At 73.4% G+C, this 16,766-nt stretch carries 18 protein-coding genes; 9 read left to right on the top strand and 9 right to left on the bottom strand.

Features of this window, described 5'->3' with window-relative positions:
- Window positions 1-76: 76 nt before the first annotated feature.
- The 3 genes from RB614_RS32505 to RB614_RS32495 all read left to right on the top strand — a co-directional run bounded on the left by RB614_RS32505 (window position 77) and on the right by RB614_RS32495 (window position 2,467).
- Window positions 77-514: a DUF3307 domain-containing protein gene (locus RB614_RS32505; RefSeq protein WP_308716509.1), complete on the top strand. Its 438-nt coding sequence runs from the start codon at window positions 77-79 to the stop codon at window positions 512-514.
- 66 nt (window positions 515-580) lie between these two features.
- Window positions 581-1,573, top strand: a complete 993-nt coding sequence (locus RB614_RS32500; RefSeq protein WP_308716508.1) for an NAD-dependent epimerase/dehydratase family protein — start codon at window positions 581-583, stop codon at window positions 1,571-1,573.
- Between the two features lie 15 nt (window positions 1,574-1,588).
- Window positions 1,589-2,467, top strand: coding sequence for an LLM class flavin-dependent oxidoreductase (locus RB614_RS32495; RefSeq protein ID WP_308716507.1), 879 nt, complete (start codon window positions 1,589-1,591; stop codon window positions 2,465-2,467).
- Between the two features lie 17 nt (window positions 2,468-2,484).
- On the opposite strand, the gene RB614_RS32490 is transcribed toward RB614_RS32495, so the two are convergent.
- The gene (locus RB614_RS32490; protein ID WP_308716506.1) at window positions 2,485-2,742 is read right to left on the bottom strand and encodes a UBP-type zinc finger domain-containing protein; all 258 of its coding nucleotides are present in this window, start codon (window positions 2,740-2,742) and stop codon (window positions 2,485-2,487) included.
- 12 nt (window positions 2,743-2,754) lie between these two features.
- Window positions 2,755-4,317, bottom strand: coding sequence for a Na+/H+ antiporter (locus RB614_RS32485; protein WP_308716505.1), 1,563 nt, complete (start codon window positions 4,315-4,317; stop codon window positions 2,755-2,757).
- Window positions 4,318-4,457: 140 nt separating this feature from the next.
- On the opposite strand from RB614_RS32485, the gene RB614_RS32480 reads away from it, so the two are divergent.
- Window positions 4,458-5,309, top strand: coding sequence for an SGNH/GDSL hydrolase family protein (locus tag RB614_RS32480; protein ID WP_308716504.1), 852 nt, complete (start codon window positions 4,458-4,460; stop codon window positions 5,307-5,309).
- Here RB614_RS32480 and RB614_RS32475 read toward each other — a convergent pair.
- Window positions 5,281-6,036, bottom strand: a complete 756-nt coding sequence (locus tag RB614_RS32475) for an EcsC family protein (RefSeq protein WP_428983153.1) — start codon at window positions 6,034-6,036, stop codon at window positions 5,281-5,283. The genes RB614_RS32480 and RB614_RS32475 overlap by 29 nt on opposite strands.
- Window positions 6,037-6,074: 38 nt before the next feature.
- A complete protein-coding gene (locus tag RB614_RS32470; protein WP_308716502.1) occupies window positions 6,075-6,932 on the bottom strand; it encodes a peptidase M23 in 858 nt (285 codons plus the stop codon).
- Between the two features lie 479 nt (window positions 6,933-7,411).
- On the opposite strand from RB614_RS32470, the gene add reads away from it, so the two are divergent.
- Together add and RB614_RS32460 are read left to right on the top strand one after the other, a co-directional pair.
- Window positions 7,412-8,383 carry an adenosine deaminase gene (gene add / locus RB614_RS32465; protein ID WP_308716501.1) on the top strand — a complete coding sequence of 324 codons (972 nt, stop codon included), beginning with the start codon at window positions 7,412-7,414 and terminating at the stop codon, window positions 8,381-8,383.
- 31 nt (window positions 8,384-8,414) lie between these two features.
- Window positions 8,415-9,338: a proteasome assembly chaperone family protein gene (locus RB614_RS32460; RefSeq protein ID WP_308716500.1), complete on the top strand. Its 924-nt coding sequence runs from the start codon at window positions 8,415-8,417 to the stop codon at window positions 9,336-9,338.
- Between the two features lie 14 nt (window positions 9,339-9,352).
- On the opposite strand, the gene RB614_RS32455 is transcribed toward RB614_RS32460, so the two are convergent.
- From RB614_RS32455 to RB614_RS32435, 5 genes are all read right to left on the bottom strand, one after another.
- Window positions 9,353-10,105, bottom strand: a complete 753-nt coding sequence (locus RB614_RS32455) for an ROK family protein (protein WP_308716499.1) — start codon at window positions 10,103-10,105, stop codon at window positions 9,353-9,355.
- A 60-nt stretch (window positions 10,106-10,165) separates the two neighbouring features.
- Window positions 10,166-11,656, bottom strand: coding sequence for a PQQ-dependent sugar dehydrogenase (locus tag RB614_RS32450; protein WP_308716498.1), 1,491 nt, complete (start codon window positions 11,654-11,656; stop codon window positions 10,166-10,168).
- A gap of 40 nt (window positions 11,657-11,696) precedes the next feature.
- The gene (locus tag RB614_RS32445; RefSeq protein WP_428983152.1) at window positions 11,697-12,311 is read right to left on the bottom strand and encodes a class F sortase; all 615 of its coding nucleotides are present in this window, start codon (window positions 12,309-12,311) and stop codon (window positions 11,697-11,699) included.
- A gap of 3 nt (window positions 12,312-12,314) precedes the next feature.
- Complete coding sequence (locus RB614_RS32440) at window positions 12,315-12,803, bottom strand: hypothetical protein (protein ID WP_308716497.1); 489 nt, start codon at window positions 12,801-12,803, stop codon at window positions 12,315-12,317.
- A 121-nt stretch (window positions 12,804-12,924) separates the two neighbouring features.
- Window positions 12,925-14,037 (bottom strand): cellulose binding domain-containing protein, encoded by a 1,113-nt coding sequence (locus RB614_RS32435; RefSeq protein WP_308716496.1) that lies wholly within the window; start codon window positions 14,035-14,037, stop codon window positions 12,925-12,927.
- Between the two features lie 121 nt (window positions 14,038-14,158).
- Between RB614_RS32435 and RB614_RS32430 the strand changes: the two genes are divergently transcribed.
- From RB614_RS32430 to RB614_RS32420, 3 genes are all read left to right on the top strand, one after another.
- The gene (locus RB614_RS32430) at window positions 14,159-14,791 is read left to right on the top strand and encodes a hypothetical protein (RefSeq protein ID WP_308716495.1); all 633 of its coding nucleotides are present in this window, start codon (window positions 14,159-14,161) and stop codon (window positions 14,789-14,791) included.
- A 60-nt stretch (window positions 14,792-14,851) separates the two neighbouring features.
- A complete protein-coding gene (trmB, locus tag RB614_RS32425; RefSeq protein ID WP_308716494.1) occupies window positions 14,852-15,541 on the top strand; it encodes a tRNA (guanosine(46)-N7)-methyltransferase TrmB in 690 nt (229 codons plus the stop codon).
- Between the two features lie 222 nt (window positions 15,542-15,763).
- On the top strand, window positions 15,764-16,756 hold the full coding sequence (locus tag RB614_RS32420) for a TrmB family transcriptional regulator (RefSeq protein ID WP_308716493.1): 993 nt from the start codon (window positions 15,764-15,766) through the stop codon (window positions 16,754-16,756).
- Window positions 16,757-16,766 lie beyond the last annotated feature (10 nt).

Raw genomic sequence — 16,766 nt, 5'->3', positions numbered from 1 at the left:
CGCGACCTTTACCACAATCCAGGGAACTGTCAGGTAGCACGCTGATCGAAGTTGAGCCGTCGCGCAGGATGCCATGATGAACGCCGAGCAACTGACCATCCAGGCCACATTCGGGGTGGCCCTTCTCGCGTTACTGATCGGGCACCAGCTCGGCGACCACATCGCGCAGACCGACAAGCAGGCCGACAACAAGGCCGCCAAGGGACAGGCCGGGCTGCGGGCGATGGTCGGCCACCTGTTGACGTACCACCTGACCGCCGGCGTGGTGCTCGCCGGTACCGCGTTCACGCTGGAGCTGCCGCTATCGGCGACCGGCGTGGTCGCCGGCTTCGGCTTCTCCGTCGTCAGCCACGCGATCCTGGACCGCCGCACCCCGGTGCGCCAGCTGCTGCGGCTGACCCGATCCCCGGTCTTCGCCGAGCAGACCTCGCCGGTCTGCGGCATGTACGTCGCCGACCAGGCCCTGCACTGGTTCTCGCTGCTCGTCGCCGCCCTGCTGATCGCACGCCTGTAGGCCCCGGGCTTGCGCTCTGGGTGAACAGGTCTGGGCCGCCGCGTACCCGGCTGGTTGTCTGGTCCCATGGAGGTCCTGGTCCTGGGTGGCACGGCATGGTTGGGTCGCGAGCTGGCCCGGGAGGCGCTGTCCCGCGGGCACGCGGTGACCTGCCTCGCGCGGGGTGAGAGCGGCGCGGTGGCCGGCGGCGCGACGCTGGTCGCCGCCGACCGGAGCGCGCCGGACGCGTACGGCGGGGTGGTCGACCGCGACTGGGACGCGGTCGTCGACGTGTCGTGGCAGCCGGGCTTCGTGCGCGGCGCGCTGGCGGCCCTCGCCCCGCGGGCCCGGCACTGGACGTACGTCTCCTCCGGCAACGTCTACGCCGGCTACGGCACGCCCGGCGCCGACGAGTCGGCCCCGCTGCTCCCGCCGACCGACCTCGACACCGTCGACCGCGAGCTCTACGGCGAGGCGAAGGTGGCCAGCGAGCGGGCCTGCCGGGCGGCGGCCGGCGACCGGCTGCTGATCGCCCGCTCAGGACTGATCGGCGGGCCGGGCGACCACACCGACCGCACCGGCTACTGGGTGGCCCGCGCCGCCCGCGACCGCCAGGCGCCGCTGCTGGTACCGGACGTGCCCGACCAGGCCACGCAGGTGGTCGACGTGCGCGACCTGGTCGCCTGGCTGATCGGCGCCGCCGAGGCGGGCACCACCGGCACGTACGACGCGGTCGGCCCGGTGCTGCCGCTCGGCGAGTGGATCGCGCTGTCCCGCGCGGTCGGCGGGCACGAGGGCCCGGTGGTCCCGGCCGAGCCGGCGTGGCTGCGGTCGCGGGAGGTCGCCGAGTTCATGGGCGAAGAATCGCTGGCCATGTGGGTGGGCACGCCGGGCTGGGAGTCGTTCATGGCCCGGGACGGCTCCGCCGCGGTCCGCGCCGGGCTGCGGCACCGCCCGCGCGAGCAGGTCCTCGCCGACACCCTCGCCTGGGAACGGGAGCGGGGCCTGGACCGCAAGCGGGCCGCCGGCCTGAGCCCCGAGCGTGAGCGCGAGCTGATCGCCGCTTTGTCAGGGGCGTGAGGCAGTATCGCGGGCATGACGACACTCGGCGCCGTTTACCTGCCCCAGTTTCCGCCGGAGCGGCTGCGCTCCGTGGCCAGGGCCGCCGACGAGGCGGGGCTCGAGGAGCTGTGGCTCTGGGAAGACTGCTTTCTCCAGGGCGGCATCGCCAGCATGGCCGCCACGCTGGGCTGGACCGAGCGGCTCAGGGTCGGCGTGGGTCTGCTGCCCGTGCCGTTGCGCAACGTGGCGCTGACCGCGATGGAGATGGCCGCGCTCAACCGCTTCTTCCCCGGCCGCGCGGTGGTGGGCATCGGCCACGGCGTGCAGTCCTGGATGGGCCAGGTCGGGGCGCGGGTCGAGTCGCCGGTCACCCTCCTGCGTGAGTACGCGGACGCGCTGCGCGCCCTGCTTTCCGGCGAGCGGGTCACCACCAAGGGGCGCTATGTGTCGCTCGACGGTGTCCGGCTCGACTGGCCGCCGGCCGCACCGCCGCCGATCTTCGCCGGCGCGACCGGGCCGAGGTCGCTGCGGCTCTGCGGCGAGATCGCCGACGGGACGATCGTCACCGGCGGCAACAGCCCGGACGAGCTGCGTGCGGCCCGCGCGCTGGTCGACGAGGGGCGGGCGCGCCGCTCCACCGGCGCCGGCGACCCGCACACCACCGTCGTCTACGTGCACGCCGCGACCGGCCCGAGCGCGGCCGAGCGCCTCGACGGGGAGCGCAGAAAGTGGGGCTACGACACGATCGAGGGCCGGAGCATCGCCGGCGGCGCCGAGCAGTTCGCCGAGGCCATCCAGCGCTGGGTGGAGGCCGGCGCCGACACCGTGGTCCTCCAGCCCACGCCCGACGAGCCCGACCTGGAGGGCTTCGTCCGCTTCGTCGCGCAGGAGGTCCGCCCCCTGGTTCCGTGAGCCTCCACGGGGTGGACTCAGCCGAGCTGCTCGTCCGCGTAGCACCAGCGCCAGTCCTCGCCGGGCTGAAAGGACTTGATCACCGGGTGCTCGGTGGCGCGGTAGTGGGCGCTCGCGTGCTTGGCCGGTGACGAGTCGCAGCAGCCGACCCGGCCGCAGCTGAGGCAGAGCCGCAGGTGCACCCAGTCGCGGTGGCCGGCGGCCAGGCAGTCCTGGCAGCCCTCCGTGCTCTGCGGCTCCACCGTGCCGGCCTCGGCGAGATGCGTACACGCCATGCCTGTTACTCCCTACTCCTCTGTCCGTTGCAGCAAGGACTCCTCCAGGTCCAGGTCGCGCTGGGCCCGGCGGAGCACCTCCTCGGGGATGCGTCCCTCGTCGCGGGCGCTCCGAAACACCTCGCGCTCCGCGTCGATCATCTCGCGGCGGAGCCGACCGTACGCCCGGGACGGCGTTTCCGCGCCGCCGCCCAGCCGTTCCCACGCCTTGTTGTTTCGGTGCTCGGCGAGCTCGCGCAGCCGCTCGACCGTGATCGCCGGGGCGCCGTCGGCGAGCGCCTCCAGCCGGTCGCGGGCGGCGCGGCTGGCCGCGTTCTGGATCGCGGCCTCGGCGAGCGTGTCCTGGGTCGGGTCGTCCGGCGGCACCCGCAGGCGGCGCGCGTACCAGGGTAGCGTCGCGCCCTGCAGCACCAGCGTCACGACGATCACCGCGAACGCGAGCCAGACGAAGAGCTCCCGCGGGTACGCGACCTCGCTCGTCTCGGGCAGGGCGAGCGCGGCGGCCAGCGTCACCACGCCGCGCATCCCGGCCCAGCCGATCACCGCCGGGTAGCTGGCCGAGGTGGCCGGGTCCCGGTGGCGCGCCCTCGGCACGAGCCGGGCGGCGTACGTGGCCGGGAAGACCCAGACGAACCGCGCCAGGATCAGCGTCAGCACGACCACGGCGGTGACCCAGACGACCTCGCTCAACGGGGTGTCCAGGTCGCGCAGGATCTCGCGGAGCTGGAGGCCGACGAGCAGGAAGACCATGCCCTCCAGCAGAAACCGGACCATCCGCCAGAACCCGTCGGTCTGCAGCCGGGAGGCCGCCGACATCAGCGTGGGCATCCGGTGGCCGATGTACAGCCCGGCGACCACCACGGCCACGACGCCCGAGGAGTGCACGGCCTCGGCGGGCAGCACGATGAGGAACGGCGTGAGCAGCGAGAGCGCGGTGTCGATCAGCGGGTCCTTGATCCGCTTGTGGAGGAAGGCGAGCACCAGCGCGCCGGCCCCGCCGATCGCGATGCCGCCGCCCGCCGCGAGCGCCACGTCGGCGGCCACGTCGAGGAAGCCGACCGCGGCGCCGGTGGCGGCCGCCACCGACACGCGCAGCGTCACCAGCGCGGTGGCGTCGTTGATCAGGCTCTCGCCTTCGAGGATCGTGACCAGCCGGCGGGGCAGCCCGATCCGCCGGGCCACCGCGGTGGCGGCGACCGCGTCGGGCGGCGCGACCACCGCGCCGAAGGCCACACACAGCGGGTACGGCACGTCGGGCAGCAGCAGGTGCAGCACGGTGCCGACCACGAACGCGGTGAAGACGACCAGCCCCACCGCGAGCAGCAGGATCGGCCGGAGGTTGAACCGGAAGGCCGGCACCGACATCTCGATCGCCGCCACGTACAGCAGCGGCGGCAGGATGCCGACCAGCACCAGCTCCGGCTCGAGGTGCACCTCGGGCACGAACGGCAGGAACGACAAGCCGAGCCCGGCGACCACCAGCACGATCGGCGCCAGCAGCCCCAGCTTGCGGGCGAACGCCGTGCCGATCATCGCGATCGCCACCAGCGCGACGATCTCGCCCAGCCCATCCATGCGCTGAAGCTTAAGGTGCCGCCCGCGTGTCGTGCCCGCCGCGCGGGCGTTCCGCGGAAGCGGGGGGCGCCGCACCAAGATGCTTCGTTAGAGTAGTCAGGCCGTTGCTGTCCGCCACCGAGACATCGGGGGATGCCGCGATGCGCCGACGCTGGACCACCATCCTGTTCGCCTTGGCGGCGATCGTGGCCCTGGCCTGCGAGGAGGGCAGCGGCGGCGGCCGGCCCGGTGCCACGACCACGCCGTCCAAGAGCGGTCTTCCGTCGTCGATGGCCGCCCTCGGCGACTCGATCACCACCGGCCTCGGCTCCTGCATCACTTTCCACCGGTGCGGCCGGCACTCGTGGTCGACGGGCGAGAGCGGCCTGGTCAACAGCCACTACCGCCGGCTGCGCGGGGACAACAAGGCGATCAAGGGCAACGCGCACAACTTCGCCGAGCCGGGCGCCCGAGCGGCCGACCTGCCGCCCCAGGCCGACAAGGCGGTCGACGCCAGGGTCGAGTACGTGACGGTGCTGATCGGCGCCAACGACATCTGCCGCGCCCGGGTCGAGGAGATGACGCCGGTCGCCGACTTCCGGCGAGACCTCGACGACACTCTGGGCCGCCTCAAGAGCGGGCTGCCCAAGGCACGCGTACTGGTGGTGAGCATCCCCGACCTCAACCGCCTCTGGGAGGTCGGGCACACCGAGGCCCGCGCGGTGAAGGCCTGGGCGCGCGGCATCTGCCCGGCGCTCCTGGCCAACCCGACGTCGAACGCGGGACCGGACGCCGCCCGCCGCGCCACCGTGGCCGCCCGGGTCGACGCGTACAACGCGCAGCTCGCGGCCGCCTGCAAGGCGTACGGCCGGCAGTGCGTCTACGACGGCGGCGCCGCCCACCGGGTGCGGTTCAACCTCGACATGATCAACCGGGTCGACTGGTTTCACCCGGACTCGGACGGTCAGCGAAAGCTTTCCGAGGTCACGTACCCTCGCCGTTTCGCGGCCTAGGCAGCCGCGGCTGGCGGTAGAGCGCCTGGGTGCGCCGGGCCAGGTCCTTCGTCGCGGCCGAGTTGGCCCAGGTGCCGAAGACGACGCCGGCGCCCGGCACGACCTTGGCGACCATCCGCTTCGCGGCGCCGACGCCGGCCATCTGGGCCAGCTTGACGCCGAGCCGCAGAAACGTCCGCCCGGCCGCGACCGGCTGGCCGAAGAGCGCACCGGCCCGCTCGCGACCCGCCGCCACGCCCAGCGCCAGGCGCGCGGTCTCGGCGGCCTTGTGCACCTTCTGCAGGACGAGCAGGTCGGTGGCCCGGTCGTTGTGCGTGGGCTCGATCCCGTACGCGGCGGCGACGTGCAGCACCATCCGGGCCTGGGTCCAGGCGAGCACGCCCACGTCGACCACCGCGCCGGGCAGGCCGGCGGCGCCGGAGACCGCGCCGGAGAGGCGGGCCAGGTTGACGAAGCGGCGGGTGACGCGGCGGGCCAGCTCGTCCGGGGGTACGCCGGGCTGCCGGGCCCGGGAGAGCTCGACCCAGCGTTTCGCCTCGGGGCCGAGCCGCCGGACCGCCTCCAGGGCGAGGTGCTCCGGCGCGTACTGCGGGTCGCTCTTCATGCGGTCCCACAAGCCGGCGGGCGGCTCGGCGGGTCCACCTTCCGCGGCGGGCTCCTCGGACGCCGCCGCTGGCGGCTGAGGTTCGGTCACGGGTGCCTCCGGGGGGCGAGGGGGTCGTTCCATAGTGCCCGGACGCGACCACCCCTCGCCCATCCCGGAGGTCAGCCGTTGGCGGCGCCCTGCTGGAGCAGCCCGCGCACGACGGCGGTCGCCGCGCCCTCGTGCCGCGCGTACGCCTCGGGGAACGCCGAGACCTGCACCGCCTGCGCGGCGTAGGTGAGCGGCATCCGGTCCCAGCCGGGCACCTGCAGCAGGCCCTGGTAGAACTTCGTCGCGGCGTACTCGGGCTGCATCAGGCTCGCCACCGGGCCCCAGCCGGAGCTGGTGCGCTGCTGGAAGAGGCCGACCGAGTCGTGGTCCCAGCCGGTGCCCTGGTGCGGGTAGTTCTTGGACTCGGGCAGCACCTCGCTGGCCCGGTTGAGCAGGGTGCTCTCCTGCATCGCGGTGGCCACCGCGATGATCATGCCGCGCTCGGGGACGCCGTTCTTGGCGCCGGCCCGGACGATCGCGGCGGCGTTCTCGGTCTGTACCTGCGAGAGGCCGGCGACCGGCGTGAGCTTGGCCGGTGCCTTCGGGGCGGCCTTCGTGGTGGCGGGGGCCTGGGCCGCAGGCTTCTGTGCGGCGGCACTGTCCTTCGTGGACTTCTTCTGGTCGGCGGCCGCCTTGGCCCCGGCCTCGGCCCGCTCGGCGCGGGACGCCGGGGCGCCGGCCGCCTCCGCCCGCTGCGCCTCGGCCTGTGCGGCGGTCACCGGGGAGACCGTGGTCACCGGGCCGCTGCTGGCGGCACCGGTCTCGGCGAAGGCGGCGAAGCCGAGGACGCCGATGATCCCGGTCGCCACGGTTAGCCGCACCTTGCCGGTGTCCAGGTGGCCGCGGACCTGCGACCAGTCGCGGGCGCGGAGCCAGGCGGGCAGGTCGGTCGCCCATCGCCTCGCTCGCTCCTCGACTACCGAGGGCAACGTCCGGGCCCAGGACGCCGCCTGAGCCCATGACGGAACGTGAAGATCACGAGCTGCCCGATGCCGTCCGGTGGATCCGCCATCAGCCGAACGGTTACTGCTGGCTGCGGCGGCGTACTGGGGGAACTTGCTGTCGTCGTCACGCATCCAGCGAGGTTAGACAGCACTCCTTGCGCTTACATAGAGTGATTTTGTGACGCCCACCACTTTGTTAGCCAAGCAAATCAGTCACTCAGCGTCACTAGGCGTCGCGAGGTCCACAACCTCGCCAGACCGGCAAGTCGGGTATGCCCAGAGAGTCCTGACATGAGGGTAGATATCCTCCGTGTTCGATGATCAAAGAGCGACATGCCTCGACCTCCTCCGTTCGGCCGAGGACCCCTCGACGCCCCGCAACCCGTACGGAGGAACGGATTCAACGCCTCGTAGTCGGATGTGGACGCAGCGTAGTCGCAGCCACCGGGACTAGGGTCGGGCGGGTGCGTGACCTCCGCCACCTGCCGAAGGCCAACCTCCACCTCCACCTGACCGGCTCGATGCGCCCGGAGACGCTGGCCGAGCTCGCCGACCGCTACGGCGTACCCGTGCCGCCGCCGCTCGGCCCCGGCATGGCGCACGGCTGGGCCGCTTTCCAGACGCGTTACGACGCCGCGCGCGCCGCCCTGCGTACCCCCGATGACATCGCCCGGGTCGTGGCGGAGGCCGCCGCGGACGACGCGGCCGACGGCGCGGGGTGGGTGGAGCTCCAGGTCGACCCCACCTCCTACGCCGAGCGCGCCGGCGGCCAGGAGGCCGTGGTGGAGGCGGTGCTCGCCGGCGCCCGCGCCCACCCGATGGGCGTCGTGCTGGCCGCGAGCTGGGCCCGCCCGCCGGACGTGGCCCAGGAGGTGGCCCGGCTGGCCGCCCGGTACGCCGGCGCCGGCGTGATCGGGTTCGGACTCTCCAACGACGAGCGGCGCGGGCGGGTGGCCGACTTCGCGCCGGCGTTCCGGATCGCGGCGGAGGCCGGACTGCTGGCCGTACCGCACGCGGGCTTCTACGAGCCGGCCTGGCACGTACGCGACTGCGTCAACCTGCTCGGCGCGCACCGGATCGGCCACGGCCTGACCGCGAGCGCCGACCCGGGCACCCTCGACCTGCTCGCCGCGAAGGGCGTCGCGCTCGAGGTGTGCCCCACGTCATACCCGCCGCTCGGGGTCATCGCCGACTACACCGCCCTCCCCCTGCGTACCCTGCTCGACGCCGGCGTCCGGGTGGCCCTCGGCAGCGACGACCCGCTGCTGTTCCCGGGCGGCCTGCACGGCCAGTACGAGATCGCCCGGCACGAGCTGGGCTGCGCCGACGCCGACCTGGCCACGCTGGCCCGCCACTCGGTGGAGGCCTCGGCCGCGCCGGCGGAGGTACGGCGGCGGCTCACGGCGGGAATCGATGCCTGGGTCGCCGGGGTTTAATTACGGGTAGGCATTCTCCCGAGGAGGACTGGTGCTCGATCCGCATGGCCTGTATGAGCTGGCCGACGACCTGCCCGAGCTGGGCCGGCCGGTGCTGGTGCAGGCGCTGAGCGGCTTCGTCGACGCGGGCAACGCCGTGCGCCTGGCCCGTGAGCACCTCGTGGAGACCCTCGGGTCGCGGCCGGTGGCCACCTTCGACATCGACCAGCTGCTCGACTACCGCTCCCGCCGCCCACCGATGATCTTCATCGAGGACCACTGGGAGTCGTACGAGGCGCCCAAGCTGGAGCTGCACCTGCTGCACGACGACGCCGGCACCCCGTTCCTGGTGCTCACCGGCCCCGAGCCCGACCTGCAGTGGGAGCGGCTCGTGGCCGCGCTGACCGAGGTGGTCGGGCGGCTCGGCGTGCGCCTCACCGTCGGGCTCAACGCGATCCCGATGGCCGTGCCGCACACCCGCCCGACCGGCATCACCGCCCACGGCACCCGCCGCGAGCTGGTCGCCGGCTACGAGCCGTGGCTGCAGCGGGTCCAGGTGCCGGGCAGCGCCGGCCACCTGCTGGAGTTCCGCCTCGGCGAAAAGGGACACGACGCGATGGGCTTCGCCGCCCACGTGCCGCACTACCTCGCCCAGGCCGAATACCCCGCGGCCGCCGAGCAGCTGCTGACCTCGGTCTCCAAGTCGACCGGCCTGCTGCTGCCGACCGAGGGGCTGCGCCAGTCGTCCGAGGCCGTGCGCGCCGACATCGACCAGCAGATCGCGCAGACCGCCGAGGCGGCCGAGCTGGTGCGGGCGCTGGAAGAGCAGTACGACGCGTTCACCCGCGGCCGCCAGCGCGGTGCCAACCTGCTGGCCGACACCGGCCCGCTGCCGACGGCCGAGGAGCTCGGCGCCGAGCTGGAGCGGTTCCTCGCCGAGCAGGGCAAGTCGGGCGACTCGGGGCCGGGCCAGTAGCGGCGGCCCGGAGGTCACGGACGGGTCAGTGACCAGGCCCGCACCCCGCCGATGATCCCGGCGGTGTTCGGCACCACGACGACGTCGTCGCCCATCTTCGTGAGCTGCTCGGGCCGGATCCGCCGGGCGTTGCCGCCGCCGATGTAGAGCCGGTCCCACATGAAGACCGGGCGCAGGCCGTCGACGATCGCCCGGATCCGCCGCGACCAGAACGCGTCGCCGAGGCGGCGCCGCTCGTGCTCGCCGATGTACGTGTCGTAGCTCATCCCCCACCGCACCGGCGCCTGGGAGAACTCCAGGTGCGGCGCGAGGATGCCGCCGTCGAAGAGCGCGCAGCCGAGCCCGGTGCCGAGCGTGAGCACCAGCTCCAGCCCGGTGCCGGCGACCACGCCCGCGCCGTGCACCTCGGCGTCGTTGAGCACCAGGGTCGGCAGGCCGAACGTGTCGGTGAGGGCGGTACGGGCGTCGAACCCCGCCCACTGCCCGACGAGGTCCGGGTCGACCTTGGTACGCGGCCCGTTGCGGGTCACGTAGTGCGGCGTCGCCACCACGACCCCGTGCCGGATCATGCCCGGCATCCCCACGGTGGCGCGGTCGGCGGTGGGGAGCTTGCCCGCCAGGTCGCCGAGGGTCTGCACGAACAGGGCGGGCGGCAGCGGGTACGGCGTGGGCACCCGCACCGGGTGGGCCCGCATGGTGCCCGCCTCGTCCAGCACGGACGCCTTGATGCCGCCCCCGCCACAGTCGATCGCCAGCGTGGTAGTCACCACGTCAGTGTGCCCGCCACCGCCCCGGCCGGCCCGGTGACCGGCCGGAGCGCTTCCGGATCAGGCGTTCGCGCAGGCGGTGCCGTTGAGGCGGAACTCCGCCGGGCGGTTGTTGGTGCCGCCGTAGCTGGCCTGGAAGCCGAAGGTCTGGCTGCCGTTGGTCGGGATCGCGCCGTTCCAGCCGACGTTTCGCGCGGTCACGCCGGTGCCGCTCTGGGTCAGCTGGGTGTTCCAGGAGTTGGTGACCTGCTGGTTGCCGCCGAACGTCCAGGTGAGCGTCCAGCCGTTGATCGCCGCGCCGCGGTTGGTGATCGTCACGTTCGCGGTGAAGCCGTTGCTCCACTGGTTCACCTGGTACGCCACCGCGCAACTGCCGGTGACCGGCGGCGTCGTCGGCGGGGTGGTGGGTGGCGTGGTCGGCGGCGTCGTGGGAGGCGTGGTCGGCGGGGTGGTCACCGTACCCACCGGCGGGAAGCGCAGCACCCGGTCGTCGTTGGCGGCGGGCGTACCGCGGCCGTCCCGGTTGCTGGTGGCGACCCAGAGCCAGCCGTCCGGGCCGACCGCGACCGTGCGCAGCCGCCCGTACTGCCCCTGGAGCTGCGCGACCGGGTTGCCCGTGACGCCGCCGCTGCCGTCCAGCGTGACCTGCCACAGCCGGGTGCCGCGCAGCGCGGCGACGAAGAGCGCGTTGCCGTCGATGGCCGCGCCGCTGGGCGAGGCCTCGGCGGTGGTCCACTGCACGATCGGGTCGCGGAAGCGCGGGTCACCGGCCCGCCCCTCGACCGTCGGCCAGCCGTAGTTGCCGCCCGGCACGATGTGGTTGACCTCGTCCCAGGTGTTTTGCCCGAACTCGCTGGCGTAGAGCCGCCCGGACGAGTCCCAGGCCAGCCCCTGCACATTGCGGTGGCCGAGGCTGTATACAAGTGAGCCGGCGGTGGGGTTGTCCGGCGGGGTGCTGCCGTCCGGCCGCATCCGCAGGATCTTGCCGTTGCGGCTCTGCGCGTTCTGGGCGTTCGCGGTGTTGCCGGCGTCGCCGACGCCCGCGTACAGCATGCCGTCGGGCCCGAACGCGATCCGCCCGCCGTCGTGGATGCTGGCCCGGGCCAGCCCGGTCAGGATCGGCGTCTGGGTGGTCGGGTTGGCGAGCGTGAAGCGGACGATGCGATTGTCCGAGGCCGAGGTGAAGTACGCGTAGACGAAGCCGTCCTGCGCGTACGTCGGCGAGACCGCGAGCCCCAGCAGGCCGGCCTCGCCGGTCGCCGAGACGCCGCTGATCGTGGCGACCTGCTGCGCCGAGCCGCCGCCGGGCGGGATGCGCAGCACGCGGCCGCTGTTGCGCTCGCTGACCAGAGCGCTGCCGTCGGGCAGGAAGGCCAGCCCCCACGGCACGGTCAGCCCGCTCGCCGCGGTCTGCGGGGCGGACCAGTTGAAGTTGCCGTTGGCCAGGGTGGTTATCGGAGCGTCGGCGGCGGCGCTGGCCGCGACGGCCACGCCGGCACCGCCGGCGGTCGCCACGAGGGCGGCAAGGGCGACGACGATTCGGGTACGCACGGCGGTCTCCTCTGCACATGCAGCGATCGCCGTCAATGTATCACGCGTTCTTGGTCTCCACGAGCGACGCGAACGCGACGATGTTGTCCTGGTACCCGATGCTCCCGCCGAGCCACCGGCCACCGCAGGTGATCAGGCGGAGGCCGGGACGGGTGTAGTCGCCGTAGACCCGGTCGGCGGGGACCTTGGACTTGCCGAAGCGCTCGACCGAGTTGACCTCGAAGATCGCGATCGAGCGGTCCCGCCGGGTGATCTCGACCTTGTCGCCGGGCTTGAGCTTGGGCAGCGCGAAGAAGATGGACGGGCCGTCCCTGGTGTCGGCGTGCCCGACGAGGACCGCCGGGCCGAACTCGCCGGGGGTCGGGCCGCGGTCGTACCAGCCGGCCTCGTTGTGCCGGTGCACCGAGGGGACCGAGATCGAGCCGTCGTCGGCGAGGCCGACCCCGTGCACCGGCGCCTCGACGTCGATCGAGGGGATCTCGATGCGGATCGGGCGGCTCGGCTCCAGCACCGGAAACTCGCGCGGCGGCGGCGTGGACTCACGGGAGATCGCCGCCCAGAGGCCGGTCTCCTCGGTCAGCCCGGCGCCGACCGCGAGCACCCCGGCGAGCGCCACGACGATGGCGACCGGGCCGGTGAACCGCGTGGCGGCCATCGGTCAGGCGGTCTCGGCGCGCCGGCGGCGCAGCGTATACACCCCGAGCAGCGCACCGACCGCGATCGCGGCCAGGCCGCCGCCGACCAGCAGGCCACCCGAACCGCCGCCGGCCATCCCGCCGAACCCGGTGGCCGGCCCCTCGCTCGGCCGCCCACCCTCGAGCACGTTGAGCCGGGCCGTGGCGGAACCGCCGCCGTCGCAGGTCAGCCGCACGTCGTAGCGGCGGGGGACCTTGTCGGCGGGCACGGTCACGGCCGCGGTCAGCACGTCGAACTGCGGGTAGACCTTGACCTCGCCGAACGCCTCCGACTCCACAGTGGCCGGTTTGGTGTTGTCGTCGCAGCTCGCGCGGATGCCCACCAGGTATCCAGCCTGGACGGTCGCGGGATTGAGCTCGACATAGGTCGCCGCGGCGCGGGCGGGCGCCGCGGTGGACAGGACCACGGCCACGACGGCGGCGGCCGCTGCGATGGCGCCGCGTCCTCCCATGGTCGGATTCTCCCCGTGATCGAGGAGACCTTCAAGTCACCCGCACGTGCTTGTGATCAAAGCTCCCCTCAAGTCGCTCTAACGACATGGCGGGAGCTTTGATCGTGGGGAGGGGTGGGAGCTACGTCGCGGTGCAGGTGAGCGTGGGTGCCGTGTTGGTGCCGGTCCAGCTCGCGATGAAGCCGAAGGTGGCCGAGGCGTTCGGGCCGATCGCGCCGTTGTAGCCGGCGTTGGTGACGGTCACAGTGGACCCGCTCTGGGTGTACGAGCCGCCCCACATCTGGCTGACCGCCTGCCCGTTCGCGAAGGTCAGCCGCACCGTCCAGCCGTTCGTCGTCGCGCTACCGGCGTTGCGCACGGTGACCTCGCCCTGGAAGCCGCCCGGCCACTGCCCGACAGCGCGGTACGTCGCGACGCACCCGGCGCGGGGCGGTGTGGTGGTCGGCGGCGCGGTCGTGGGGGGCGCCGTGGTCGGGGGCGCCGTGGTCGGCGGGGCGGTCGTGGGCGGGCCGGTCGTCGGGGTCACGCCACCGAGCGCGGCGGCGAGCGCCGGGTACCACTTGTCCGACATCTTCTGGTCGCCGGCCGCGTTGGGGTGGACGCCGTCGTACGTGTCGGTGGCGGTGTCGAAGCCGGTCCACTGGTCGACCACGGTGATCGGCGACTGGCTCGTGGTCTTGCCGGCCGCCCAGGCCGGGATCGCGTTGTTGAACGACACCACGCGCTGCCCGCACTCCGGGCACTGGCTCGTGCCCATCGGGATGATCTTCGCGACCAGGATGCGCATGCTCGGGTTGCTGGCCCGCATCTGGTCGACGAGCTTGGCGAACGCCGCCAGGATGACGTCGTTCGACCGGTTGCTCCACACGTCGTTGGTGCCGAAGTGCATCATCACGACGTCCGGGCGGGTGGCGGCGAGCCAGCCCACCAGCTGGTTCTGGTCGGCGACGTTGGTGGCCAGAAAGCCGCCGTGCCCCTCGTTGTCCCCGTCGTACGCCACGCCGCACCCCTGGGGCGGGAGTGTGCCGACGAAGTCGACGTCGGTGAGGCCGCTGCTCTGCAGCCGGTTCCAGAGGGTGGCGCGCCAGCAGCCGGGCGAGCCGGTGATCGAGTCGCCGAGCGGCATGACCCGCACCGGGGCGGCCGCGCTGGCCTCCGGGGCGACCACGACCTGCTGGGCGGCGATGAACGCGACGGCGGCCAGCAGGCCGGCGAGCAGGGACCTTCTCCACATGCACCGCATTGAAGCATGTGGATACATCGAAGCTCAACCGGTTCAGGGACTAAGTTTGTCGTACCGGCGGATTAGCATGTGTGTACGAACACGGCTCGTCACTTTCGGTTAGGAGACTGCTGTGACCGGCGCCCCTCCCCCGTACGCCACACTGCTCGCTTTCACCCGCTATGTCGGGCGCACCGGCCCTCGCAAGGCCACCTTCGTCTCCGGCCTGCGCCGCCAGCGCGAGTCCGGCTCCGGCTTCAACCCGCACGGCACGCTGGTCAAGGCGCTCAAGGCCGACATACAGTTCCGCACCGGCGGCGCCCACCTCCAAGCCTCCATCGACCTGGTCCGACCACGCTGGCGCCCGCTGTACGAGGCGCTCACCCCCGGCGCCCTGGCCTACCTGGGCACCCTCGGCGACCCGGCCGCGGTCGGCCTGGCGCAGACCCGCGACGCGCTCGGCGTGCTCGGCGGCCTCTCCATCAAGGTCAACCCGCACCTCGGCCTGCGCTACGACGACGGCCGCGCCGAGGCGGTCCGGCTGCACTTCGACCCCGAGCCGCCGGCCGACGAGGCGCTCCTGGCCACACTCCACCTGATGTCCCGCCACATGCCCCAGGTCCTCCCGCACGCCGAGCCCGTGGTGGTCGACGTGCGGCGCGCGACGGTCCACCGCCCCGACCCGTCGACAAACCCGCAGGAGATAGAGCGGTGGCTGACCGGCGAGGCGGCCGCCTTCGCCGCCATGTGGACCGCCGTGGCCTGACCCGACTGGGCGGCGCCGGTCGAGGGGGCGCGGCCGGCGCCGCCGTATCCTTGGCGGATCATGTCTACCGGCACCCATCTCGCGCGCGTCCGCACCTTCCACCCGCGGCGCGGGCGGATGAACGGGCGGCACGCGGACGCGCTCGCCCGGCTCTGGCCCCGCTGGGGCGTCGCGATTCCCGAGGTGCCCACCGCGCGGCTCGACCTCGCCGGCCTCTTCGGGCGGCGGGCGCCGGTGGTGCTGGAGATCGGCTCCGGGATGGGCGAGGCGACGATCGCGATGGCCAGCGCCGACCCCGCCCGTGACTACCTCGCCGTCGACGTGCACACGCCCGGCGTGGCCAGCCTGCTCGCGGTCGTCGAGGAGCGCGGCCTGACCAACGTACGGGTCGGACTCGGCGACGCGATCACGCTGCTGCGCCACATGCTCGTGCCGGAGAGCCTCGCCGCGGTGCACGCCTTCTTTCCCGACCCGTGGCCCAAGTCGCGCCACCACAAGCGCCGCCTCTTCCAGCCCGACCACGTGGCGCTGCTCCGCTCCCGGCTCGCCCCCGGCGGCCTGCTGCGGTGCGCGACCGACTGGGCCGAGTACGCCGAGGTCATGCTCGAGACGCTGAGCGCCGACTCAGGCCTGGCCAACGAGCACGACGGCTACGCGCCGCGGCTGGCCGCCCGCCCGGTCACCAAGTTCGAGCAGCGCGGCGTCGAGGCCGGCCGGGAGATCTTCGACCTGGCGTTCCGGCGCCGTTAGAGACCTTTGATGTGCCCCGGCCCGCGTCAGCCGCGGACCCGCGATTCAAGCCCGAGCCTCACCCCGAGGCGGGAGCGGCGCGGCCGGTGGCTGGGGCCGAGGATGGCGTGTGCCAGAGGGGGGCTCGGCCCCGGCCTGTCCGTGCGGTGGCCGCGATCACTCTCACACTTGTCATCAGGGCGGTAAAGGATCTACGGTCAGCGCAGCTGCGCCATGTCGCAGATGCGTCAACGAGGGATGTGCACCGTGCTCCAGGCCGCCGGGCTGAGCGCCGCGGAGGAGTCGACGTACCTGTCACTGGTGCGCCAGGGCAGCGCCCCGCTCCCCCAGCTCGCCGACCGGATCGGCCTCACCGCCGCGGGCACCCGCCGGGCGGTCGCCGGGCTCCAGCGCAAGGGCCTCGTGCACCGCACCCCGCCACCGCACGAGCGGGTCGTACCCGTCCCGCCCGACCTGGCGGTGGAGCAGCTGGTCCGGCGCCGCATGGAGGAGCTGGAGCGGACCCGGGAAGCCGCGCTCCGCCTCGCCGACGAGGTCGAGCACCTGGTGGCCAACCGGCGTACCGAGGAGCTGATCGAGATCGTCTCCGGCCGGGCGGCGGTGGGACGCGCGTTCGACCGGGTGCAGCGCACCGCCCGCAAGGAGATGCGGGTGCTGACCGCGCCGCCGTACGCCAAGGGCACCGGGGTCAACCGCACCCAGCTCGACCGGGAGGCCGCCGGCGTCAGCTACCGGGCCGTGTACGACGCGAACGCCCTCGCCGACCCGGACATGGCCGCGGCCGCCGCCACCCACCTGCGCGCGGGCGAGCAGGCCCGGCTGGTCGAGACGCTGCCGACCAAGCTGGCGATCGCCGACCGGGAACTGGCCCTGCTGCCCCTCGCGTACGCCACGTCGGCGCACGACGCGGCCCTGCTGGTGCACCCGTGCGGGCTGCTGGACGCGCTGATCGCCCTGTTCGAGACCATCTGGGCGGTCGCCACCCCGCTCGCGCTCGGCGCCGACGACCAGCCGACCGCCGACACCGGCGTCACCGCGGCCGACCGCCAGCTGCTGTCGCTGCTCGTGGCCGGCCTCACCGACGAGGCGGCAGCCGCCCGGCTGGGCGTGAGCCGGCGCACGGTCGTACGCCGGGTGCAGCATCTGATGGAGCTGACCCACTCCCGCTCCCGGCTCCAGCTCGGGTGGCAGGCGCGCGAGCGCGGGTGGTTGTAGACCTGGCACC

It is taken from the genome of Phytohabitans maris, from assembly GCF_031085175.1.
In the GTDB taxonomy this organism is placed as follows: Bacteria; Actinomycetota; Actinomycetes; order Mycobacteriales; family Micromonosporaceae; genus Phytohabitans; species Phytohabitans maris.
Note: the sequence above shows the minus strand (reverse complement) of the source record. Positions and strands in the feature narration are given on the sequence as shown.